General features: G+C 42.0%; 19 protein-coding genes, 1 pseudogene and 1 riboswitch. Of the genes and pseudogenes, 2 read left to right on the forward strand and 18 right to left on the reverse strand.

Annotated features, from left to right (window positions below; translation table 11 throughout):
* Nucleotides 1–309: 309 nt before the first annotated feature.
* From AA980_RS28310 to AA980_RS19480, 5 genes and pseudogenes are all read right to left on the reverse strand, one after another.
* Nucleotides 310–2,406 (reverse strand): annotated as a pseudogene (locus AA980_RS28310) (alpha-amylase family glycosyl hydrolase); the annotation flags it as partial.
* A 181-nt stretch (nt 2,407–2,587) separates the two neighbouring features.
* The gene (locus AA980_RS19465) at nt 2,588–3,166 is read right to left on the reverse strand and encodes a class D sortase (RefSeq protein ID WP_024029220.1); all 579 of its coding nucleotides are present in this window, start codon (nt 3,164–3,166) and stop codon (nt 2,588–2,590) included.
* A gap of 140 nt (nt 3,167–3,306) precedes the next feature.
* Complete coding sequence (gene sdhB / locus AA980_RS19470) at nt 3,307–4,068, reverse strand: succinate dehydrogenase iron-sulfur subunit (RefSeq protein ID WP_024029219.1); 762 nt, start codon at nt 4,066–4,068, stop codon at nt 3,307–3,309.
* 21 nt (nt 4,069–4,089) lie between these two features.
* On the reverse strand, nt 4,090–5,841 hold the full coding sequence (gene sdhA / locus AA980_RS19475; RefSeq protein WP_024029218.1) for a succinate dehydrogenase flavoprotein subunit: 1,752 nt from the start codon (nt 5,839–5,841) through the stop codon (nt 4,090–4,092).
* A 119-nt stretch (nt 5,842–5,960) separates the two neighbouring features.
* Complete coding sequence (locus AA980_RS19480) at nt 5,961–6,569, reverse strand: succinate dehydrogenase cytochrome b558 subunit (RefSeq protein WP_024029217.1); 609 nt, start codon at nt 6,567–6,569, stop codon at nt 5,961–5,963.
* A 438-nt stretch (nt 6,570–7,007) separates the two neighbouring features.
* Between AA980_RS19480 and AA980_RS19485 the strand changes: the two genes are divergently transcribed.
* A complete protein-coding gene (locus tag AA980_RS19485) occupies nt 7,008–7,460 on the forward strand; it encodes a YslB family protein (RefSeq protein WP_024029216.1) in 453 nt (150 codons plus the stop codon).
* Between the two features lie 64 nt (nt 7,461–7,524).
* On the opposite strand, the gene AA980_RS19490 is transcribed toward AA980_RS19485, so the two are convergent.
* The 13 genes from AA980_RS19490 to zapA form a co-directional block, all read right to left on the reverse strand.
* Nucleotides 7,525–8,742 carry an aspartate kinase gene (locus tag AA980_RS19490; RefSeq protein WP_024029215.1) on the reverse strand — a complete coding sequence of 406 codons (1,218 nt, stop codon included), beginning with the start codon at nt 8,740–8,742 and terminating at the stop codon, nt 7,525–7,527.
* Nucleotides 8,743–8,854: 112 nt separating this feature from the next.
* Nucleotides 8,855–9,032, reverse strand: a riboswitch (Lysine riboswitch).
* 67 nt (nt 9,033–9,099) lie between these two features.
* Nucleotides 9,100–10,875: an excinuclease ABC subunit UvrC gene (uvrC, locus tag AA980_RS19495; RefSeq protein WP_024029214.1), complete on the reverse strand. Its 1,776-nt coding sequence runs from the start codon at nt 10,873–10,875 to the stop codon at nt 9,100–9,102.
* Nucleotides 10,876–11,030: 155 nt separating this feature from the next.
* Nucleotides 11,031–11,345, reverse strand: a complete 315-nt coding sequence (trxA, locus tag AA980_RS19500) for a thioredoxin (RefSeq protein ID WP_024029213.1) — start codon at nt 11,343–11,345, stop codon at nt 11,031–11,033.
* Nucleotides 11,346–11,512: 167 nt separating this feature from the next.
* Complete coding sequence (locus AA980_RS19505) at nt 11,513–12,490, reverse strand: electron transfer flavoprotein subunit alpha/FixB family protein (protein ID WP_024029212.1); 978 nt, start codon at nt 12,488–12,490, stop codon at nt 11,513–11,515.
* A 41-nt stretch (nt 12,491–12,531) separates the two neighbouring features.
* A complete protein-coding gene (locus AA980_RS19510) occupies nt 12,532–13,305 on the reverse strand; it encodes an electron transfer flavoprotein subunit beta/FixA family protein (protein ID WP_047771883.1) in 774 nt (257 codons plus the stop codon).
* 106 nt (nt 13,306–13,411) lie between these two features.
* Nucleotides 13,412–14,185 (reverse strand): enoyl-CoA hydratase, encoded by a 774-nt coding sequence (locus tag AA980_RS19515; RefSeq protein ID WP_024029210.1) that lies wholly within the window; start codon nt 14,183–14,185, stop codon nt 13,412–13,414.
* A 32-nt stretch (nt 14,186–14,217) separates the two neighbouring features.
* The gene (locus AA980_RS19520) at nt 14,218–14,802 is read right to left on the reverse strand and encodes a TetR/AcrR family transcriptional regulator (RefSeq protein ID WP_024029209.1); all 585 of its coding nucleotides are present in this window, start codon (nt 14,800–14,802) and stop codon (nt 14,218–14,220) included.
* A 298-nt stretch (nt 14,803–15,100) separates the two neighbouring features.
* Nucleotides 15,101–16,807: a long-chain-fatty-acid--CoA ligase gene (locus AA980_RS19525; RefSeq protein WP_024029208.1), complete on the reverse strand. Its 1,707-nt coding sequence runs from the start codon at nt 16,805–16,807 to the stop codon at nt 15,101–15,103.
* Between the two features lie 303 nt (nt 16,808–17,110).
* Nucleotides 17,111–17,518 carry a DUF350 domain-containing protein gene (locus AA980_RS19530; protein WP_024029207.1) on the reverse strand — a complete coding sequence of 136 codons (408 nt, stop codon included), beginning with the start codon at nt 17,516–17,518 and terminating at the stop codon, nt 17,111–17,113.
* Between the two features lie 18 nt (nt 17,519–17,536).
* Nucleotides 17,537–19,894 carry an endonuclease MutS2 gene (locus tag AA980_RS19535; protein WP_024029206.1) on the reverse strand — a complete coding sequence of 786 codons (2,358 nt, stop codon included), beginning with the start codon at nt 19,892–19,894 and terminating at the stop codon, nt 17,537–17,539.
* 17 nt (nt 19,895–19,911) lie between these two features.
* Complete coding sequence (gene polX, locus AA980_RS19540) at nt 19,912–21,627, reverse strand: DNA polymerase/3'-5' exonuclease PolX (protein ID WP_024029205.1); 1,716 nt, start codon at nt 21,625–21,627, stop codon at nt 19,912–19,914.
* Between the two features lie 105 nt (nt 21,628–21,732).
* The gene (locus AA980_RS19545; protein ID WP_024029204.1) at nt 21,733–22,254 is read right to left on the reverse strand and encodes a CvpA family protein; all 522 of its coding nucleotides are present in this window, start codon (nt 22,252–22,254) and stop codon (nt 21,733–21,735) included.
* A gap of 6 nt (nt 22,255–22,260) precedes the next feature.
* A complete protein-coding gene (gene zapA / locus AA980_RS19550) occupies nt 22,261–22,521 on the reverse strand; it encodes a cell division protein ZapA (RefSeq protein WP_024029203.1) in 261 nt (86 codons plus the stop codon).
* 118 nt (nt 22,522–22,639) lie between these two features.
* Here zapA and rnhC point away from each other — a divergent pair, with 118 nt between their 5' ends.
* Nucleotides 22,640–23,656: a ribonuclease HIII gene (rnhC, locus tag AA980_RS19555; RefSeq protein WP_024029202.1), complete on the forward strand. Its 1,017-nt coding sequence runs from the start codon at nt 22,640–22,642 to the stop codon at nt 23,654–23,656.
* Nucleotides 23,657–23,658: the final 2 nt, after the last annotated feature.

Raw genomic sequence — 23,658 nt, forward strand, 5'->3', positions numbered from 1 at the left:
GAAGGATTTCCCGTTACTTGTAAACTTCAAATTTCCATTGCTATCATTTTTTAGTTCTTCCGATTCAAGCTGATTTTTCAAGGAAACATTTTTAATCTCTAACTGGTTATATAGTTGGTTGACATCAATTTCTTCCGCTTTGGAACCTTTGTTCACAACGACAAGATATTGGCCATTTTTATCGGCTCTTTCATAGGCAAACAGGTTTTGATTAGCCAATAAGGAATGAAACGAACCAGTTCTGAACGCTGAAACATCATTACGAAGTTTTATCAAATCCTTGTAATGGTTAAGCAGCTCCGCGTTTTGGGCTTCAGGCTCCCATGGCATCATTTCGCGATAATAGCGATCCTTCCAATCCTGCACCGAATTTGGATCCTTGCTCATCGAAAGCCCGACTTCATCACCGTAATAGATGATTGGCGGTCCAGGAAGGGTGAACTGTGTCGCGACAGCGAGCTCCATTTTTTTGACATCTCCGCCCGCTTCATAAATAAAGCGCGGCTTATCATGGCTGTCAAGGAATGATGAAACTACATATTCAGCAGGGTATGTCGCGATATTTTCCTTCACGGTTTTGCTTAGGTCGACCATTGATTGATCTTTCGCAAAGGTATTCACAAGCGCATCGTTCATTCCAAAATCTAATGCCCCATCAAGCTCACCAGCATAAGAATTGATTTTTTCACGACTGTCCCAAATTTCCCCGAAAATATAAGCATTCGGTTTAAGCTCTTTAACCTTATGACGGAAATCGACCCAATAGCTATAGCTTGGCCCTTTTGCATAATCCAAACGGAAGCCGTCAAAATCAAGATCCTTTAACCAATATGGGACAACATCATTGATGATATAATTCCTTACTTCGGGGTTGTCATTATTTAATTCCGGGAGTTCAGAAATTCCGGAAAATGACTTGTATTTATTGGGCCATTCAGTGAATGTATACCAGTTGTAATATGGACTTCCTTCACCCTTTGCCTTGGCATCCTCGAAAAATGGATGCTGTGATGAAGTATGGTTGGCAACAAAGTCATAGACAATCTTCATCCCTTTTGCATGGGCCTGGTCAACTAATTTCTTCAGGGTCTCCTTATCACCAAAGCGCTTGTCGATTTGCTTGAAATCAGCAGGGTGATAGCCATGGGAATATGGCCCTTCAAAGACTGGCGAAATCCAAATGGTATTTACACCTAACCCCTTAATATAGTCGATTTTATTGATAACACCTTGGAGATCTCCGCCCATCCAGCCTTTTAATTTTTCATCATACGGCAGGTTTACTGTGGTTGGATCATCATTGGAGGAATCTCCATTGTTGAAGCGATCAACAAATACTTGATAGATGACTGCATCCTTTGCCCATTGCGGTGACTTAAATTGATCAACATAATAGCCAAATGGTGTCGCTTCTTCAGGGGTTTGACTATTTGAATCGGCATATTGTGAACCAACTCCAGCTGCGCTCCAGACATCGGTAATATATTTTACCGCAGTTCCATTTGGCTGTTTCGGAATGACTCCTTTAAAAACAGTTGTCGTAAGCCCGTTCGCGGTTGTTTCAGCACTTTTTTCCAGCTTCACGACTTTACCAATAACGGCTGTTCCCCTGCCCCCAGACGGGAAGGATCCATCTGCAGAATAATAGATCGCCCCTGCATCAACCGACCCGTAATGCTTTACAGTCACATTAACAGTTACATCATCATTACTAGTTGGGATTACCGGGGTATACGAATTATTATTTTTGACATCTTTTGCGACAGGAATTTCATTCCAGCTTGACACGGTGTCCTGATATACTTTCCCAGATTTCGTAAAAACAGCTTTCCGTTTTACGGCTGTTTTTTCAGTAAGCTTTGCATCTCCCAACGAGTATAGATATTCAATCTCTTCTCCTTCATTCCCAGCAAGGGTTACCGACCATGTACCATCAGCAGTTTTCGTTAATGGCGTAACGGAGTAGTTAAAACCATTTAACGACGAGCCAACCGTTGGAACTGCCCAATCCGGTGTGTTCGCGGGCAAAGCTACATTTAACGTTAATTTCCCCGTAAACTTCGAAAAATCCAACTTAACGTCGACCGTTCTTTCTTGATCAGGATGAAAAACGAAGACGTAGTCACCTGATTGTGGCGGTGTAAACGTAAGATTGTCACCAGCCATCCACTGATCATTCATAACGAATTTGTATTCTACTTCTTTCCCGCCCTGTAATGGAATCGCTGTACTTTTCCAAGCTCCGGCGTTGGCATCGTACGTTAGTGGATGATTATCCGAGCTCCAATCCAGTGCTTCAGCATTTCCACGTAATACAACCTTGTCATAGGTTTTGTCTGCCGCATTTACATTTTGCGCAACCGGTACCATAAAGGTGCTAAGCAACAGTACAAATGCCAGTAACATTGAAAATATCCTTTTCAAAAGAAAACCTCCCTCTTTTTATGCATTAGTGCAAACGTTTGCATAAATTAACAAGAAAAAAGAAAACAGTGCAACCGTTTTCACTTATCTATTAGACTATCATTTTAATAATTATTTTTCAATTCATTCTTTTTAGAACCCTTGATATTTTTTACAGAAAAATCTACTCTTTTGCTTTTGCGTAAATGATATATCGTTTTGGTGCATTACCGACATATCGAAACGGATAACAGGTCGTTACGATTAGTTCCTCCTCGTTATTTTGTAAGGTAATAATACTGGTATCATCGGATTTCACAATTTTTGTATGAGTAATTTCATAATTAAAATTACCATATGGCATTTGCAGTTTAAGGAAATCGCCAATTTTCAATTCGCCCAATTTTCGGAATACCGTATCCCGATGCCCTGATAAGACAATTTGTCCATTATCGCCTGGAAAATAGGAGCCTTTATAATGACCTACACCTTTTTCAAGATCATCCGGATTTGTTCCCTCTACAATCGCTAATTCTGCTTTGATCTTTGGTATCGTTAATAGACCGACTGTATCTCCCATTTCTGGCAGCGGGCTGTTTTTATCTCTTTTTTGGGCCGGTTCCCCGGACTGCCCCGTGATGATTTCCTTTGCTTTATCAAGAGATGCTTTTGTTTGTATTTTTACATCTACCAGTTGCCAGATTCCAATTCCTAAAAAAATCAGACCCGCTAGAATAATAATTAATGGAAGCTTTGATTTCACCTTTACATACCTTCCTTCTCAATAGGCCATTGTTAGTTCCAAGTATAACAAAATGTTATGGAAAGAACCATTTAAGTATTCTTCCTCAGTAAACAACAAAAAACCTTCTTTTCCAAGGAGAAAAGAAGGTCTTTTAAATTTTAGTCGTGATCACTGCCGAAGAAGTTTCTAAATGCTTGCATTGTCGCATCGCGGTTAACTGCTGCGATTGAAGTCGTAATCGGAATTCCTTTCGGACATGCTTGCACGCAGTTTTGCGAGTTACCGCAGCCCTGCATTCCGCCGTCTTCCATAAAGGCATTTAAACGTTCTGATTTATTCATTTCACCGGTTGGATGGGCATTAAATAAACGAACTTGGTTAAATACCGCAGGTCCCATGAAGTTGGTTTTGCTATTAACGTTTGGACACGCTTCTAAACAAACACCACATGTCATACATTTAGAAAGCTCATATGCCCATTGACGTTTTTTCTCAGGCATCCGCGGCCCAGGTCCTAGATCATAGGTTCCGTCGATTGGAATCCAAGCTTTTACTTTTTTCAAGGAATCAAACATTCTGCTCCGGTCAACCTGAAGGTCACGGACGACAGGGAATGTCCTCATTGGCTCTAAGCGAATCGGCTGCGTTAATTGATCAACAAGTGCCGAACAAGATTGACGCGGCTTGCCATTGATAACCATAGAACAGGCACCGCAAACCTCTTCAAGACAGTTCATATCCCAAGTGATTGGGGTAGTAGCTTGTCCCTTTACATTGACAGGGTTTTTACGAATTTCCATTAATGCCGAAATCACGTTCATATTCGGACGATAAGGAATTTCAAATTCTTCCTCATATGCAGCAGAATTTTCGCTATCCTGACGCATAATTGTAAATTTCACCGTTTTATTTTCTGCCATTCTTTCCTACTCCCCTTTCATTTAATGTTTTTTCGTATAATCGCGCTCACGCGGTTTTATTAATGAGGTATCGACATCAGCATAATGGAATTCCGGAGCAGTCTTCGCATCAACGAAATTAGCCATTGTTGTTTTTAAGAACTCCTCATCGTTACGTTTAGGGAAATCAGGCTTATAATGCGCACCACGGCTCTCATTCCTGTTGTATGCACCAATCGTAATGACGCGGGCCAATTGCAGCATATTTTGTAATTGACGAGTGAATGCTGCTCCTTGGTTGCTCCATTTAGATGTATCATTAATGTTAATGTTTTGGTAACGTTCCAGAAGTTCCTGAATCTTTTCGTCTGTCTTTAACAGCTGATCGTTGTAGCGAACAACGGTAACGTTATCTGTCATCCATTCACCGAGCTCCTTGTGAAGAACATAAGCATTTTCAGTACCACTTAGCGACATTATCGAATTCCATTTCTCTTCCTGCTCTTTGACATGACTGTCAAACACGGAAGACGATACTGCCTCAGAACTTTTCTCAAGTCCATCTACATATTTAACAGCGTTTGGTCCTGCGACCATTCCGCCGTATACAGCTGAAAGCAATGAGTTTGCACCTAATCGGTTTGCACCATGCTGTGAGTAATCACATTCACCAGCGGCGAATAGTCCAGGAATGGTTGTCATTTGGTCATAATCAACCCATAGTCCACCCATCGAATAGTGAACAGCTGGGAAAATTTTCATCGGAACTTTACGTGGATTATCGCCCATGAATTTTTCATAAATCTCGATAATACCACCCAGTTTTACATCCAATTCATGCGGATCCTTGTGCGATAAATCAAGGAATACCATGTTCTCGCCATTAATTCCAAGTTTCTGACGAACACAAACATCAAAAATTTCACGTGTGGCAATATCCCTTGGTACAAGGTTTCCGTATGCAGGATATTTCTCTTCCAAGAAGTACCATGGCTTTCCATCTCTATATGTCCAAATCCGGCCGCCTTCACCACGTGCTGACTCACTCATTAATCGCAGCTTATCATCACCAGGGATCGCAGTAGGATGGATTTGGATCATCTCACCATTTGCATAAGTAGCACCCTGCTGATAAACGATTGATGCAGCAGAGCCAGTATTAATAACCGAGTTAGTTGACTTGCCAAAAATAATCCCAGGGCCGCCTGTTGCCATGATGACAGCATCAGCAGAGAACGATTTAATTTCCATCGTTTTAAGGTTTTGAACGACAACCCCGCGGCATACGCCATCATCGTCAATAACGGTACCAAGGAATTCCCAGCCCTCGTACTTCGTAACTAAGCCGTCCACTTCATGGCGGCGAACCTGTTCGTCCAACGCATAGAGCAATTGCTGGCCAGTTGTTGCACCAGCAAATGCTGTACGGTGATGCTGTGTTCCGCCAAAGCGACGGAAATCTAGTAATCCTTCAGGAGTACGGTTAAACATAACTCCCATCCGGTCAAATAAATTAATAATAAATGGTGCCGCGTCACACATCGCCTTCACTGGAGGCTGATTCGCTAAGAAATCGCCGCCATAAACGGTATCGTCAAAGTGAATCCACGGTGAATCCCCTTCACCTTTTGTATTTACTGCTCCATTAATACCGCCTTGGGCACAAACAGAGTGAGAACGTTTAACCGGAACTAACGAAAATAGTTCTACCGGTGTTCCTGATTCTGCAACCTTGATAGTAGCCATTAAGCCTGCTAAGCCGCCGCCGACTACAATCACTTTACCCTTACTCATTCGTGACTCACTCCCTCAATCAAAAATACTTATTTTTCCAATCTCAACTTGTGATATCAAAACTTTGAACTTTGATAACTGTCCAGCTCCAGCGCTAAACGGGCGCTTCCGCTTTCCTATTAAACAAATGCAATTAGTGTTTGAACAGCAATAAATGCTAGAACAATAAAAACACCAATTGTCACATATGTAGAAATGACTTGTGAACGAGGTGACACAGTGATTCCCCAGCTAACTAGGAATGACCATAAACCATTGGCAAAATGGAAAATAGTTGATAGAACCCCAACTAAATAGAAAACAAACATAAATGGGGATGATAGAATATCATGCATCATATCATAGGAAACCTCGGCACCAAATGCTGCAGCTACGCGTGTTTGCCATACGTGCCATGCGATAAAAATCAGAGTAATTACACCTGAAATACGCTGCAATATGTACATCCAGTTCCTATATGTACCATACTTGTTGACATTGCTATTAGCAGTAAAAGCAATATAAAGTCCATAAATTGCGTGAAATAGTATTGGTAAATAAATTACTACAGTCTCCAGAACAATCTGGAAAGGCAGATTCCCCATAAAATCTGCAGCCTTGTTGAAGGATTCTGGTCCTCCTGTGATAAAATGGTTGACTACAAGATGCTGCACCAGGAATACTCCGATTGGAATAACGCCCAGCAGCGAGTGCAATCTGCGATTAAAAAACTCTCGATTACCTGCCATTATTTTACCCCCCTTTGATTTGTAAAAAATGATGTTAAGTTTCTCCTCTTTGTTAATCCCCTTCAAGAATTAAAACCAAACCACCACTGTGACAATAATGTGACAAGTCCATTTTACTCCCAACATCAGGGAGCGTCAAGAAAACGGATACACAATTTTTTACTAAAAAATAAAATTTTTAAAATATATTGATATTATTATAGATTGGCATTTATTCCCTTTATTTCATTAGAAGATATGATATTTAACTATATTTCCTTCTTTTTAATTGCCAACTTCTTACTGTAGGAATTTTCATCTGTAAGGAAAAGATAATTATGATGGGAAACAAGTAAAAATATCGCAAAATAATAAAGTCATCTTTTAGATTTTCAAGGTTAACGGTTCTGAAATCAAACACAAATTGATATAATAGAATAATAGAAAGAGGGGAAACATGTGAAAGAAAGCCAAGTTGTTGATCAAAATCTAAATGCCGCAGAACCAAGAACCATCTCCATGTTCGGTTATGAAATAATCAGGGAAATCCTTTTACCTGAAATTCTAGGGAAAGATACCCCGGAAATCTTGTATTGGGCGGGAAAACTGCTAGCACGAAAATTCCCGTTACCTGATTACGATAAAGTCATCGAATTTTTCGCTAATGCTTCATGGGGCCAGCTAGAAATTAAAAAGGAAAATAAAAATGAAATTGAGTTTGAACTAAGCAGCCCTTTATTCGTGTCTCGTGTGAAATCAAAAGCCGAGAACTTTTTCCAGCTTGAAGCAGGCTTCCTTGCCCAACAAATCCAACTGCAAAAAGAAGTCATCGCTGAAACCTTTGAGCACCCAGTCAAAAAATCCAATAAAGTCCAATTCACCGTCAAATGGGATAACAAAGACCGAATTTAATTCCGCGGTACATTTTCATGGTGTCAGGCACCGTCCGTTTTCGGACGGTGCTTGACACTTTTTTCTAATTATTCCCAAGTCCAAATGCTTTGTGCAGGGCTTCTACTGCTTTTAGCATGTTTTTTTCTTCGACTACTGCTGAGACTTTAATTTCTGATGTGCTGACCATTTTGATTTGGATATTATTATTTGCTAGTACTTCGAACATTTTTGCTGCCACACCTGGGTTTGAAATCATACCAGAGCCTACGATTGATACCTTTGCTAATTTATTTTCTGCATCAAGCTGCTCATAACCGAGCACGCCTTTATTATTTTCAAGTACATTTAATGTCTCAACCCAATCATTTGTATGTATGGAAAACGACAAATTGGCTGTTCCAGTTTCCGTTGTACTTTGGATAATAATATCAACGTTAATATTATTTTGTGCAAGCGTGGTAAAAATTGTTGATAAACTTGTTAGTGAATTGGTAAGACCTAATACGGTAACTCTCGTTATTTCATCTTCAAATGCGACACCGCGGACTACTAGATTTTGTTCCATTGCTGCTTCCCCCTCTATGACTGTTCCTTCGATTTTCTCTATACTTGAACGAACCTCAAGTCTGACCTGATAGTTCTTGGCAAACTCCACTGCCCTTGGATGCAGTACACCCGCACCTAAATTTGCTAGCTCGAGCATCTCATCGTAAGAAACAGATAGTAATTTGCGTGCGTCTTTGACATACCTAGGATCGGTTGTGAACACTCCGGTCACATCGGTGTAAATATCGCACTTATCTGCTTTTAGTGCCGCTGCTAATGCTACTGCTGTTGTATCAGAGCCGCCGCGGCCAAGCGTGGTGATTTCGCCGTCTTCTGTTATCCCCTGGAATCCGGCAACAATGACGACTTTACCCGCCGTTAGCTGGGTCTTGATGGCATCCGTATTCATTTTCGTGATTCTTGCGTTTCCATGGACTGGTTCAGTTACGATTCCTGCCTGCCAGCCTGTAAAAGAAACCGCATCCATACCTAGTTTATTTAAGGCCATTGATAATAGCGAAATTGTCACTTGCTCACCGGTAGAAAGGAGCATATCCATATCCCGCTTATTTGGCTTAGGCGATATTTCTTTTGCCAAGCCGACAAGAGTATCGGTCGATTTTCCCATTGCGGAAACGACGACAACGACATTATTGCCTCTCTCTCTCTCCTCTTTCACACATGCTGCCACATTTAAAATTTTGTTTACACTGCCGACGGAGGTTCCCCCGAATTTTTGTACAATAAGCCCCATACCTGACTTCTCCCTCTTTCAAATGAATACTTTATTTTTCCCCATTAACGCAAAAAAGCAATGAGAAGGGCATCTCATTGCTTCGTAAACACAAAAAATTATTGCGCACACAATGTAAGATAGCTCTCCAAGACAGACGTCTTGACAATCCGGTATTTATTCAACACAGGACCAGCAAAGCAAGAAATGAGATCTCCTTTACTTCGGCGAACCTTCCCTTTCATGATTCTTCTCAGAAGCTCATCCTTCTCAGAACCACTACTCTTGAAGCTCGCACCTCTACCTTCACTTTAATACGTAAAAGTGATAGTAAATTAAATTTTCATTTATTATAGCATGTTCTTTTTTTTCTGACAATCATTCCGCATGAAGTTTATTGGATAACTCTTCGGCGACATTTATTGGTATTCCAAGTGCTGTGAATTCCTCCACGCTAGCTTCTTTCATTTTTTTCACTGATCCAAACTGTTTTAACAAAAGTTTTTTCCGTTTCTCACCAATGCCTGGAATATCATCCAGTAACGATTGAAAGGCGCTTTTTCCGCGAAGCTGGCGGTGGAAGGTTATCGCAAAGCGGTGGACTTCATCCTGAATTCTTTGGAGCAAATAAAACTCCTGGCTGTTTCTTGCCAGCGGAACAATTCCCAACGGATTTCCATATAGGAGCTGGGAGGTTCGGTGTTTTTCATCCTTCACAAGCCCTGAAAGCGGGATATCTAAACCCAATTCATTTTCTAGCACATCCCTGACTGCCTCCACATGCCCTTTTCCACCATCGATAATAATTAAATCCGGCAGCGGCAGTTCTTCCTTTAAGGCCCGCGAGTACCTTCTTCTCGTCACTTCCCGCATTGATTCATAATCATCCGGGCCCTGAACCGATTTTATTTTATATTTACGATATTCACGATTGTTCGCCTTTCCATCGATAAAAACGACCATTGCCGACACGGGGTTGGTCCCTTGAATGTTGGAGTTATCAAACGCCTCAATACGGTGAGGCGTATAGATTCCTAAAAGCTCGCCAAGGGTTTCTACCGCTTTAATTGTCCTATCCTCGTCCTTTTCAATTAAAGAAAACTTTTCATTAAGAGCGATTTTTGCATTTTTTATTGCCATTTTGACGAGGTCTTTTTTTTGCCCCCGCTGCGGCTGCAGTACTTTTACTTCCAGCAGCTGTTCTGCCATGCTCTGATCGATTTCATTCTGTATCAGAATTTCCTTTGGTTTAAAGTGATTGGCTTTTGAATAGAATTGCCCGAGGAACGTCAATATTTCTTCCTCTGGCTCGTTATAAATAGGAAACATGGAGACATCCCGTTCGATGAGTTTTCCTTGGCGGACAAAAAAGACCTGAACACACATCCAGCCTTTATCGACGGCATAGCCAAACACATCACGGTCGGTGAAATCGGTCATCGTAATTTTTTGTTTTTCCATGATTGTTTCAATATGGATGATTTTATCGCGAAATTCCTTTGCCCGTTCGAAATCCAACTCTTCAGCAGCAGCGGTCATTTTTTCAGTGAGCTCTTTTTTTATTTCCTTATAACCACCATTTAAGAAGCGAGTAATTTCGTCGGTCATTTGTTTGTATTGTTCTTCGGCAACTTCATTGACACACGGTGCCAGGCACTGCCCTAAATGGTAGTACAGGCAGACGCGGTCGGGAAGCGTTGAGCATTTGCGGAGCGGATAAATCCGGTCAAGCAGTTTTTTTGTCTCATTAGCTGCCGTAACATTTGGATATGGACCAAAGTATTTGCCTTTGTCCTTTTTTACTTTTCTTGTGATAATTAGTTTCGGATGTCTTTCCGCAGTCAGCTTTATAAACGGATAGGTTTTGTCATCCTTCAGCATGATATTGTATTTTGGGTCATATTTTTTGATTAGGTTCAATTCCAGCAAGAGCGCTTCAATGTTGGATGAGGTTACGATATATTCAAAGTCCTCGATTTCGTTTACAAGCCGGAGCGTCTTGCCATCGTGCGAACCAGTAAAATAAGAGCGCACACGATTTTTTAATACTTTTGCTTTCCCAACATAAATAATTGTCCCCTGCCGGTCTTTCATTAAGTAGCAGCCAGGCTGATCCGGCAGCAGTGTCAGTTTTTGCTTGATAATATCATTCATCTCCGGCCACTCCCATCCGTCTTTTTTATTATCCTTAAATTTTAAAACAAACTGCCAACAAATGATAGTGGGAGGTTTTTCTTAAAATCCTTACCATGCAAAAAAAACCTCAGCTAGAATGGTTTCCGGCTAAGGTTTTTTGAAGTTTTAATCATTTATACGTGCTTTTCTAATACGCTTGCTAATGCTTCTTTTGGCTGGAAGCCGACTACTTTATCGACGACTTCGCCATTTTTCATAACTAACAAGGTTGGAATGCTCATGACACCGAAATTAGCCGCTGTTTGCGGGTTGTCATCTACATCAAGCTTCGTGATTTTTACTTTATCGCCCATTTCTGCGTCAAGTTCTTCAAGAACGGGAGCGATCATTTTACAAGGTCCGCACCAAGGCGCCCAGAAATCTACAAGTACAAGACCTGAACCTGTTTCAGCAGAAAAGTTTTGATCTGTTAAGTGTGAAATAGTCATTTAAATTTCCCTCCTAATAAATACTGAAATACTACGGAAAGTATAGCATTGATTGGAAAATCACGCTAATAAATTGCTCTCCCCAATCATACTTCCCTTGTTTTGTTCTATGTATTCCCTAAAATAACGGAGCGAGCGGCTTTTGCACCGCTCGCTTTACGTTAATATTAAGAATGAACTTTTAACTTTTTAAACTCTTCTGTTAATAGCGGCACCACTTCGAATAAGTCGCCGACGATTCCGTAATCCGCTATTTTGAAGATGTTTGCTTCAGGATCTTTATTGATGGCGACGATTACTTTTGAGTTGGACATGCCGGCTAAATGCTGAATCGCGCCGGAAATTCCACAGGCAATGTACAGGTCTGGTGTAACTACTTTACCAGTTTGGCCAATTTGCAGGGAGTAATCGCAATAATCGGCATCACAAGCACCGCGGGAAGCACCTACAGCACCGCCTAAAACAGCTGCTAATTCTTTTAGCGGTTCAAATCCTTCCGCACTCTTCACGCCGCGGCCGCCGGAGATAACCACTTTCGCCTCACTTAAATCCACGCCTTCACTCGCTTTTCTTACAACTTCTTTAATGATGGCGCGTAGGTCTTTGATGTCAACGGAAAGGGAGGCTACCTCACCGCTTCTGCTTTCATCCTTCGCTAATGGCGCAATATTATTTGGACGGACCGTCGCAAAAATTAACCCGTCGGTGACAATTTTCTTTTCAAAAGCTTTACCGGAATAAATTGGTCTTGTAAAGACGATATTGCCGCCTGCCGCTTCAACGGCAACTGCATCAGAAATGAGTCCTGATGAAAGCTTGCCGGCAATTCTTGGTGCAAGGTCTTTTCCTAGCGCAGTATGACCTACTACCAGCCCTTCTGGTTTTTCTTGGTCAACCACAGCTAGTAACGCTTGGGCAAAACCATCGGATGTATATTGCTTTAATTTATCATTTTCAACAACAACAACGCGGTCTGCCCCATATTGCACCAATTCTATACCTAAAGCGCTTACAGCTTCGCCCGCTAAAACACCGACTACTTCTCCGCCCTCTGCAATGGTTTTTGCCGCAGCAATTGCTTCAAATGATACATTTCTTAGTGATCCGTCACGAACTTCTCCTAAGACCAATACTTTTCTTGACATATATGAATACCTCCTGAAAGAACAAATTTTTTTTAAAAAACTTAGATTACTTTTGCTTCCGTATGAAGAAGTTGAACCAGTTCTTTTACCTGATCATTTAAATCCCCGGCCAATACCTTTCCAGCTTCTTTTTTAGGCGGTAAATAAATCTCGATTGTTTTCGTTTTTGCCTCAACATCATCTTCTTCAAGATCAAGATCGTCTAATTCTAATTCATCCAGCGGCTTTTTCTTCGCTTTCATAATTCCCGGTAAGGAAGGATAGCGCGGCTCATTCAGGCCTTGCTGTGCCGTTACTAATAGCGGCAGGCTTGTTTCGATGATTTCAGAATCCCCTTCAACGTCACGAGTGACCGTTACGCTGCTGCCATTAATTTCAAGCTTGGTAATCGTAGTCACATAAGGAATGTTAAGCAGTTCGGCAACACGCGGGCCAACTTGTCCTGTTCCGCCATCTATGGCAACATTTCCGCCAATAATTAAATCAGCATCCTTATCTTTTAAAAATTCTCCGAGAATTTTTGCTGTCGTGAATTGGTCAGCATTTTCAACATCGTCTTCTGTATTTATGAGTACGGCTTTATCTGCACCCATTGCCAGTGCGGTCCGAAGCTGCTTTTCCGTTTCTTCGCCGCCTACAGAAATAACCGTTACTTCGCCGCCATTGGCATCGCGGACTTGGATTGCTTCTTCAATCGCATATTCGTCATATGGGTTGATGATAAATTCAGCACCATCCTCATTGATTTTTCCACCTTTAAGGACAACCTTTTCTTCGGTATCAAAGGTTCTTTTCATTAATACAAAAATATTCATAGTCATGGTCCCCTCCTAATATAATTTCGAGCATTCGCTCAGTTTGAAAGATTGAGAAAATTTTAAGTAAAAATAAACCCTTTGCGGTCAACCCGCTAAGGTAAGTTTATTCGCCCTTAAAGTGAGGCTGTCTTTTTTCCATAAAAGCTTGGATGCCTTCTTTCGCGTCAATCGAGACGAATACCTCGCCAAACAGCTCCGCTTCCTTTTTCATCCCTTCGTAAAACTCGGACGTTTTCGCATAGTTTAAAAGTTGTATAGCAGCGCGAATTGAGCCGGGACTTTTCTTGGCAATTTTAACAGCCAGTTTATGGGCTTGCTCCAATACTTCTGCTTCTGGATAGGCATGATTGGCTAAACCGTATTGAACTGCCTCTACTCCAGTGATAGGTTCAGAGGTGAACAGCATTTCCGCTGCTCTGGCAGTGCCAACATATTTCGGCAGACGCTGCGTGCCAGCGAATCCAGGAATTAACCCAAGCTGCAGCTCCGGAAGACCAAGTTTAGCGGTTTCGCTGACAATGCGGATGTGACAAGCCATTGCGAGCTCTAATCCGCCGCCAAGGGCAGCCCCATGGATTGCCGCAATAATTGGCTTTGGAAATTTCTCCATCCGGTCAAACAAATCTTGTCCATACTTGCCAAGATTGGCAAAACCTTCAGACGAGGTAACAGTGGTAAATTCTTTAATATCCGCACCAGCCGAGAAAAAGCGCCCTTCGCCATGAATGACAACGACCCGGATATCACTGTTCGGTTCAATTTCATCAAAGACTGCCGACAATTCCCTTAGAACACCTGATGAAAGGGCATTTGCCGGAGGCCGCTGAAGCGTAATTGTCGCAATATTATCCTCACTAGACCATTTTAAGTATTCCAATTAAACTCCCCCTCTACTTAATTTTTTAAGTGCTAGCGGCTTCTAAAACCATTAACCAAAAGACGATGGACTGGGGAAGCCAGCTTCGCGAGATCATATTTCTCCTCATTCATCACCCAGGATGTTGCGGTTTCATCAATCGTACCGAAGATCATTTGCCGGGCGAGTCGAACATCTAGATCGTTTGAAAACTCTCCAGATTCAATGCCTTCGATAATAATCTTATCAATCACCTTTAAGTAGCCTTTGAGCACATCGTTAATTCGGAGCCGTAACTCCTTGTTCGATTGGCGCAGTTCTAATTGCGTGACGATGGCTAGGTGGTGGTCCGCTGAAAGCAGGCTAAAATGAGCTTCGACCATCATTAATAACTTCTCTATCGCCGTCCCTTTTCCTGCTATCATTTGATCTATTTCTTCAATAAAGTTTCCCATTTTTTCTTCAAAGAGGGAGATAAGAATGTCTTCTTTGTTTTTGAAATACAAGTAGATCGTGCCGTCAGCCACTCCTGCCTGTTTGGCAATTTTTGAAACCTGTGCCTGATGGTAGCCATTTTCAGCAATTACAATTACTGCTGCATCAATAATCTGCATGTATTTTGGCTTCGTTTTTTTCAATGCTATCCCCCCTTTGACAGAAAAGCGGAAGCGCCTTGGGCAGGGGCGACAGGTATAAGATGAGCCGGCGAGAAGGTTGCTTTTTAACCTTCTTGACGGATTGGCTTATGACCCCGAGCCCCTAGGCGCTGTAGCTGGACATTTCTCAAAGTATTATAAAAGAAAAATATGAATGAATCATCATTCATATTTTAATAATAGTTTTTAAAGTTATTTCTGTCAAGAAATTCTGAAAGTACTTCTTCATAATATTGCAAATCTTTCGATTAGACAAGCCTTTATCCGCAAAAAAAATTGATTACGCGTGCTTTTTGCTTTCTTCCTCTATTTTTTGGATTTCTTCCTCTACAAGCATTCTCCTTAAAATTTTTCCAACAGCGGTTTTTGGTAATTCTGGCCTAAATTCATATAGCCGCGGCGCTTTGTAGGCTGCCAGATATTTTCTTGCATATTCGTTTATTTCATCAGCGGTAATCCTCGATCCTTCTTTTAAGACTATATATGCCTTCACTGTTTCACCGCGGTATGGGTCAGGTATGCCGGCAGCGACTGCCTCAAGGACATCCGGATGCTCATACAATACTTCTTCGATTTCTCGTGGATAAATATTAAAGCCGCCAGCTATAATCATATCCTTTTTGCGGTCGACCACATAAAAATATCCCTGTTCATCCATATAGCCAAGGTCTCCAGTGTACAGCCAGCCGTTGCGGAGGACTTCCTTTGTTTCTTCCGGTCGATTCCAGTAACCCTTCATAATCTGCGGACCTTTTACGACAATTTCACCAATTTCCCCTACAGGTATTGGCTCACCATTATCCATCGATAGTATCACGGCATCCGTATCAGGGTATGGAACACCGATGCTGCCTTTTATTTTCGGAGCGTCCCACAGGAAGTTGGAATGGGTGACAGGTGAGGCTTCTGTTAATCCATAGCCTTCAACAAGCTGCCCGCCGGTAACTTCCTCGAATTTTTGCTGGACTTCAATCGGGAGCGGGGCCGAACCGCTTATACAAGCTTCTATTGATGAAAGGTCATATTTCTTCAAATCCGAATGGTTTAACAAGCCAATATAAATCGTAGGTGCACCGGGAAATAAAGTTGGGCGCTGTTTTTCGATTGTTTTTAACGTGGTCAGCGCATCAAATTTCGGCAGCAGAATCATTCGATAGGCCATCTTAATCGAAAATATCATGACCGTTGTCATCCCGTAAACATGGAAAAAAGGAATGATTCCGAGCACAGATCCTTCCCCTGGTTTGCATTTGTATAGCCACTTTTCACTCATTTCTGTGTTGGCGATTAAATTTTTGTGGGTTAACATGACACCCTTCGGAGAACCGGTCGTACCGCCTGTATATTGCAGTAAGGCCACATCTTCCTCTACATCGAAATTGTATGCGGTTACTTTTTGTGGACTGCTAGTTAATATTTTCGTTAGCAGATGGATGTTTCCTTCATGCTTTACTTTAACAACAATTCCATATTGTTTTTTCTGAATGAAAGGATAAACGAGATTTTTTGGGAACGGCAGAAAGTCTTTGATGGCAGTGACAATAATATGCTGTAATTCCGTTTTCGGCATTACTTTAGAAACACGCGGGTAGAGGATATCTAAGGTGATGATGGCTTTTGCTCCGGAATCCTTCATTTGATACTCAAGTTCACGCTCTGTATATAGCGGATTGGTTTGGACGACAATTCCGCCAGCTAGTAAAATAGCAAAATAGCTGATGACCGCCTGGGGTGTATTCGGAAGCATGATAGCGACCCGGTCGCCTTTTGAGATACCAAGGGTTCCTTGCAAGTAGCCTGCAAAATTTAAGGCATCGTCGTAAAGTTGTTTATAGGTCCATTCCTTTCCCATAAAATGAATGGCACTCTTTTCCGGAAACTTCTCAGCTGATTTCTGCAAGCAACTCTGTACTGGTTCTGAGGAGTATTCAAGTGTGGCAGGAATTTCTTTTGGATACACGTCCAGCCATGGTTTCGACTCCAACATACAAACCTCCCTTTTCTTTATTAAATTATTTAAAAAATTCTAACAACCATCTCTATTATAGTACAGTATTTCACGAAATGGAAACCCCAGTTACAACTTTCAACCCTCGTGTGGAAAGGAATATGATGTGAGTAATACATGCGGCGCTCAGTCATTTTTCCAAATAAAAAATCACCACTGAATAATTCCAGCGATGATTTTTCCATTAGGCAAAAAATATCATATATACAATTCCAATCAGCAAAAACAAGCCGCATAATCCAAGAAGTACCTTAGCTAATGTCTCCACAGTCTCTTCTCCCCTTACGATATTCCTGCACCAATCACATAAGATAAGCCAATGGAAATGACCATTGAAATCAAACCTACTGCCCGATTATCATTTTGGATTTCATCGTCAATCTTAAACTTTGGCGTCAAAAATTCAAAGATAAAATAGCCGGTTAATAACAGGATAAATCCATATATCCCCCAGCCAACCATTGTCAGTAACGAATCGTGAAGGGCAATGGTATGGCGGAATATATTGGCGACGCCAAATATTTTTCCACCGGTGGCCATCGCCACGGCTAAATTCCCTTTTTTTATCTCTTCCCAATTTTTATATTTGGTTACCGCTTCAAAAACGGCTAAAAAGACAATCATACATAAAATGACGACACTATAATAGGCCGCGATTTGAATGTATTCGTTCTCCCAGAACTGATTCATAGCTTATCTCCCCGGACATTATTTAAATTCTACGATGGTTACCCCTGAACCACCTTCTCCGGCTTCACCAAAACGAATTTTCTTAACGGAACGATGGTTTTTCAAATATTCCTGAACGCCTTGTCTTAACGCGCCTGTACCTTTCCCATGGATAATGGAAACCCGGGGATAATTGGAAAGCAAGGCATCATCAATATACTTTTCTACTTTTAGAAGTGCATCTTCATACCTTTCGCCGCGCAGGTCAAGCTCCAGTTTAACAATGGAATCGCGCCCTTGGACAATTGCCATCGGCTTTGTTTCCATTTGTTTCGGCGTACTCATATATTCCATATCTTTTTCTTTTACCTTCATTTTCAAAATGCCGATTTGAACCTGCCATTCATTTGCAGACACTCGTTCGACAAGCGTCCCTTTTTGGTTAAATGTAAGCACCTTGACTTCATCTCCAGGCATAAAGACTTGTTTCTTGGTTTTCTTATTTGCCAGCTTTACGGACTTTTGGATTTCCGGCGCTGCTTCCTCTAGGCGCCTCCTTGCATCAATTAATTCATGTTCCTTTATTTCAGCATGCTTCTCAGTTCTCATTTTGCGCAGATCACGAATAACCTGCTCCGCCTCTTGTTTAGCCTCATCCACGAGGTCAGCTGCTTTTTCAGCAGCCCTTTCCAGCATCGCATCTTTTTTCTCGTAAAATTCCATCATTTGCTTTTGCAGGTCGTGATGAAGCATCTCGGCGGACTTTAAATAATCTCTGGCTTCCTGACTCTCAATTTCCGCCTGACGCTTACTCGCTTCGAGTGATGCAATCATCTTATCGATTTGATTCGTATCCTCGCTCACATGTGAACGGGCTGACTGAATAACCCGATCATTTAAGCCTAAGCGTTTCGAAATTTCAAAGGCATTACTCCGACCAGGTACCCCTAAGAGCAGCTTATAAGTCGGGCTTAATGTCTCAACATCAAACTCGACGCTGGCATTTAACACCCCTTCGCGATTATAGCCATACGCTTTTAATTCCGGATAGTGGGTTGTCGCGATCACCCGTGCCCCCCGATTGTGAACTTCATCTAAAATCGAAATCGCCAATGCCGCTCCTTCCTGCGGATCGGTCCCGGCACCAAGCTCATCAAATAGGACAAGGCTGTTGAAATCGACATGGTTTAAGATTTCAACAATATTGACCATATGGGACGAAAATGTACTTAAGCTCTGTTCAATCGATTGCTCATCGCCAATATCGGCATAAATCGCATCAAAGACGGCAAGTTCAGAACCGTCATATGCCGGCACCTGCAATCCCGCCTGAGCCATTAACGAGCACAAACCCAATGTTTTTAGGGTGACTGTTTTCCCGCCCGTATTAGGTCCGGTAATGACAATCGTGGTAAACTCATTCCCGAGCAAAATATCGTTGGCCACGACCTCGTCAATCGGTATTAACGGATGTCGTGCTTTATATAACGCGATTCTTCCTTCATTATTCATCACTGGCATCGTTGCTTTGATTTTTTTTCCATATCTTGCTTTGGCAAAAATAAAGTCTAAATTCGCTAAGACAGCGACGATTACTTGAAGTTCGCCTTCATGCTCTGCCGCATGGGCCGAAAGCTCGGTGAGAATTCTCTCAATTTCAAGCTGTTCCTTGACACGAATATCCTGTAATTGATTATTCAGCTGAACAATCACCTGCGGTTCAATAAATAAAGTTTGTCCAGACGCACTCTGATCATGAATGATTCCGCCGTAGTGGCCGCGGTACTCCTGTTTGACAGGAATCACAAAGCGATCATTTCGTATTGTGACAATCGCATCGGACAGCATTTTACTGGCATTCGAGGACCGAATCATGCTCTCTAACTTTTCACGGACGCGTGATTCATTAGTCCTGAGCTGATGTCTTAATGAGCGTAATAGCTCACTGGCACTATCAAGCACCTCGCCGCTTTCATCGATGGCCAGTTTAATAGCCTGCTCAAGGTTTGTGAGTAGAATGATTTGTGCTACTTGTTCTAACAAAATTGGCAGTTCCGTTCTTTCCTCAGCAATATCCTCGATAAATCGCTTCATCTGCCGGCTGGCATGGATCGTGCTTGCGATTTGGATGAGTTCGTGCGGACTGAGAACTCCTCCAATAACTGAACGCTTAATATGAGCGCGGATATCATGAATCCCTGCAAGTGGGATCGTTGGTTTTATCCGAAATACCGTCGCTGCCTCATCTGTTTCTGCTTGAAGCTTGACCACTTCTGCAAAATCAGTGGATGGCGCCAGGTGTTTGATTTTGTCTTTGCCAAGTGAAGATGCGGCATGTTCTAACAGCTGCTCTCTCACTTTCGTAAATTCTAATACCTTTAGAACTCTATCTTGCATGGAGTTAAAACCTCCTCTTATCTATTATGCAAAAATTCAAGTAAGTCATTTTTATCAAGCGCATTTAGCACCGATGATTTTCTAATCCAGCCCTTTTTAGCAGCGGAAACGCCAATTTCCATATGCTTTAAGGTATCCAATTTGTGGGCGTCCGTATTGATGAGAATCTTAACACCGGCCTCTTGCGCTTTCCTTAGATATTCGGCCGTTAGGTCAAGCCGGTTCGGGTTAGCATTTAATTCTAACGCGGTATTCGTTTCCTTTGACAGCTGGATAAGCAAATCGATGTCCACATCATAGCCTTCACGACGGCCGATTTTTCTGCCAGTTGGATGAGCAATTAAATCGACATGGGCATTGGTTAAGGCTGACTTTAACCGCTCCATAATCTTTTCTCTTGATTGGGTAAAGGCTGAATGAATCGAAGCGATGACGAAATCCATGTCAGCAAGTATTTCATCATCATAATCCAAGGTGCCATCAGGTAATATGTCCATTTCAACACCGCGAAGGATGAGGATATCATCATATTTTTTATTCAGGTTCTTGATTTCCTCTCCCTGTTTCAAAAGCCGCTCGCGTGTAAGTCCATTTGCCACCTTAAGATATTGTGAATGGTCGGTGATCGCCATATATTGATAGCCGCGCTTCCGGCACGCTTCCACCATTTCTTCAATTGTATGGGCTCCATCGCTCCAGGTCGTGTGCATATGCAGATCGCCTTTAATATCTTCAAGCTCGATAAATTCCTCATTGCCGCTGAATGTCTCTACTTCTTTCCCGTCCTCTCTGATTTCCGGAGGAATAAATGGAAGATCAAAATGCTTGAAAAATTCCTCTTCAGAAGTGAAGGTGCGGACTTCCCCAGTCTCCACGTTCTCTACACCATACTCACTGATTTTTTCGCCGCGTTCCTTGGCAAGCTGCCGCATCCGGACATTATGTTCCTTTGAACCAGTGAAATGATGTAAAGTCGTAATAAATTCCTCTGGTCTCACAAGCCGGAAATCGACGGAGATATCAAATTCATAGCCTAAGACAATGGAAACCTTCGTATCACCGGCACCAATCACTTCATTGATATCAGGCAATTGGAGCAGCTGCTCGCGAACTCGATCAGTGTTGTCGGTCGCAATAATAAAATCAAGGTCTTTAATGGTCTCGCGCATTCTTCTTAGACTGCCTGCCCGTGAAAAACGGTTAATCTCCGGTATCACGGCAAGCTGCGCTTCTATTTGGTCTGCTATCGGCAGCATATAGGCAATTGGGAGCCGATCAGGCCTTGAACCAACGCTAGCGATGGCGCTTAAGATTTTCTCTTCGGTTTTTTTGCCAAAACCTGCGAGTGCTTGTACCTTCCCTGCTTCACAGGCTGCCTTTAAACTGGAAACATCGATGATTGCTAATTCTTTGTAAAGTTTGGCGATTTTCTTGCCGCCAAGACCCGGCAGCTGCAGTAACGGAATCAATCCAGCCGGGACTTCTTCCTTCAGTTCTTTTAATACCGAGGAAGAACCTTCCTTTATATACTCATCAATTACGGCAGCTGTCCCTTTGCCGATTCCTGAAATACTGGTATAGTCCTCAATGTCAGCTAAGCTGCGTTCATCGGTTTCAAGAGCATTAGCTGCCTTACGAAAAGCCGAAACCTTAAATGGGTTCTCTCCTTTTAATTCCATATAAATCGCAACCGTTTCTAATAAACGTATTAATTCCCTTTTATTGACTGCCATAATATCCACCTTCCCCCGGAGTTTAGCATCTTCATTTTATCTTATTAAGGTTAAAAAAGAAAAACTTCTCTGCTAAGGAGAAGTTCAAGCAGCTGAATATACTTTTCACAGGCCTTTGATTTGCTGTGAAAGAAATGGCGTGTGATTGACAATTGCCTTTGCCAATACAGAATGGTCCAAATGAGTCTGAATCATTTCGATTGGAATTAAGGCAGCAATATATAATACAATAAAAATAATTAAGTAGACCTCACAGAAACCGAACAGTCCCCCAGCCCATACATTCAACTGCTTTAGTACAGGTAAATGGGCAATAAAATCAAGCATGGAACCGATGATTTGGAATAAAATCTTGACAGCAAAAAAGATTATCACAAAAGCAATTGCCCGGTAGAAAGCCGTTTCTACATCAGTAGAGTCTGTTAATAATTTTAATGTTGTTCCTTCGCTAAACTTCGGGTAAGGTATCCAAAGAATTAGCTTTGGCGCCAGCTGATCGTAGTATAAATAGGCAACAATATATGCAATAATAAAACTTGTTAAATGTACAAGCTGGAGGATAAAGCCTCTTTTAAGGCCGACAAAGAATCCCATGATTAAAAGTATGATAATAATTAAATCGAACATATTTTTTTAGTCCTTTTCTTTTTGTAGTTCTGCTTGCAGTCGTTCTAATTGATCCTTTAGTTTAATATAATCATTGACAGCATTTACCGCCGTTAAAACAGCAAGTTTACTGACGTCAAGAGCTGGATTCTTAGAATTGATTTCACGCATTTTATCGTCAACTAACGCGGCAACAAGCCGAATATGACTTGAGCTTTCCGTTCCCATTATGACGTAATGCTGTCCGTAAATATCAACGGTGGTTCTATTTTTTTCTGTTTTTGACAAAGTAAATGCTCCCTTCAAAGAATCCTACTCTATATCATAACACGAACGTATGGATGTGGAAAAGTCAAACCTATTTAAGAGAGTCGGATATATTTAGTAGAAATGTGGTGTTTTTATAGTGGGAAATGTGGTAATTATTCTGGGAATGACCGAAATCATGAAAATGCACGATTATTACAGTAAACAGTTAGTCGATAAGAATCCACCAGGAAGTGTGTTCGCCGCGAAAACTTCTGCCTGTATGGTCACAGCTTATAAATCTGGGAAAGTTCTATTCCAAGGAAATGATTGTGAAAAAGAGGCGGGGAAATGGGGCGGCGCCGCTAGAGGTGGTGGTGCCGGGAGTGGCGATGGCCGTGGTTCTGATGGTGGCCGCAGCGTTACCGTTGCCGGGGGGACTGCTAAAAAGCCCGCTGCTGCCAAAGGAAAATCTGCGGCGAAGGGCGACCTGCCCATCGGTATCGGCGGGATGTCAGCCATCGGATCAGATGAAGTCGGAACGGGTGATTTTTTCGGTCCGATTACTGTTGTTGCGGCTTATGTAAAAAAAGAACACATTCCATTATTAAAAGAATTAGGCGTCCGAGATTCGAAGGATTTAGGCGATGAAAAAATCATTGCGATTGCCAAGGTTATCAAAGATGTCGTTCCCTTCAGCCTGTTGACACTGAAAAATGAAAAATACAATCAAGTGCAGCAAGCAGGCTGGTCCCAAGGAAAAATGAAGGCTGTTCTTCATAACCAGGCAATATTAAATGTGCTGGGGAAAATTTCACCAGAAAAGCCGGAAGTGATTCTTATTGATCAATTTGTCCAATCGAGTACTTATTTTCAACATTTAAAAAATCAAAAAGCGATTGCAAAGGAAAATGTTTATTTTAGCACGAAAGCGGAGGGAATCCATCTGGCGGTCGCGGCCGCCAGCATTCTTGCCCGCTATGCTTTTATTCAATATATTGATAAGCTTAGCGAGACCGCGGGCTTTAAGATTCCGAAAGGCGCCGGGGCACAGGTTGATGTTGCGGCTGCCAAGTTGATTGTAAATAAGGGGCGAGATGTGCTGCCTTCCTTTGTAAAGCTTCACTTTGCCAATACCGATAAGGCACTGGCGCTTGTCAATAAAAAACGTAAATAGGA

It is taken from the genome of Neobacillus vireti (assembly GCF_001026695.1).
GTDB lineage: Bacteria > Bacillota > Bacilli > Bacillales > Cytobacillaceae > Neobacillus > Neobacillus vireti.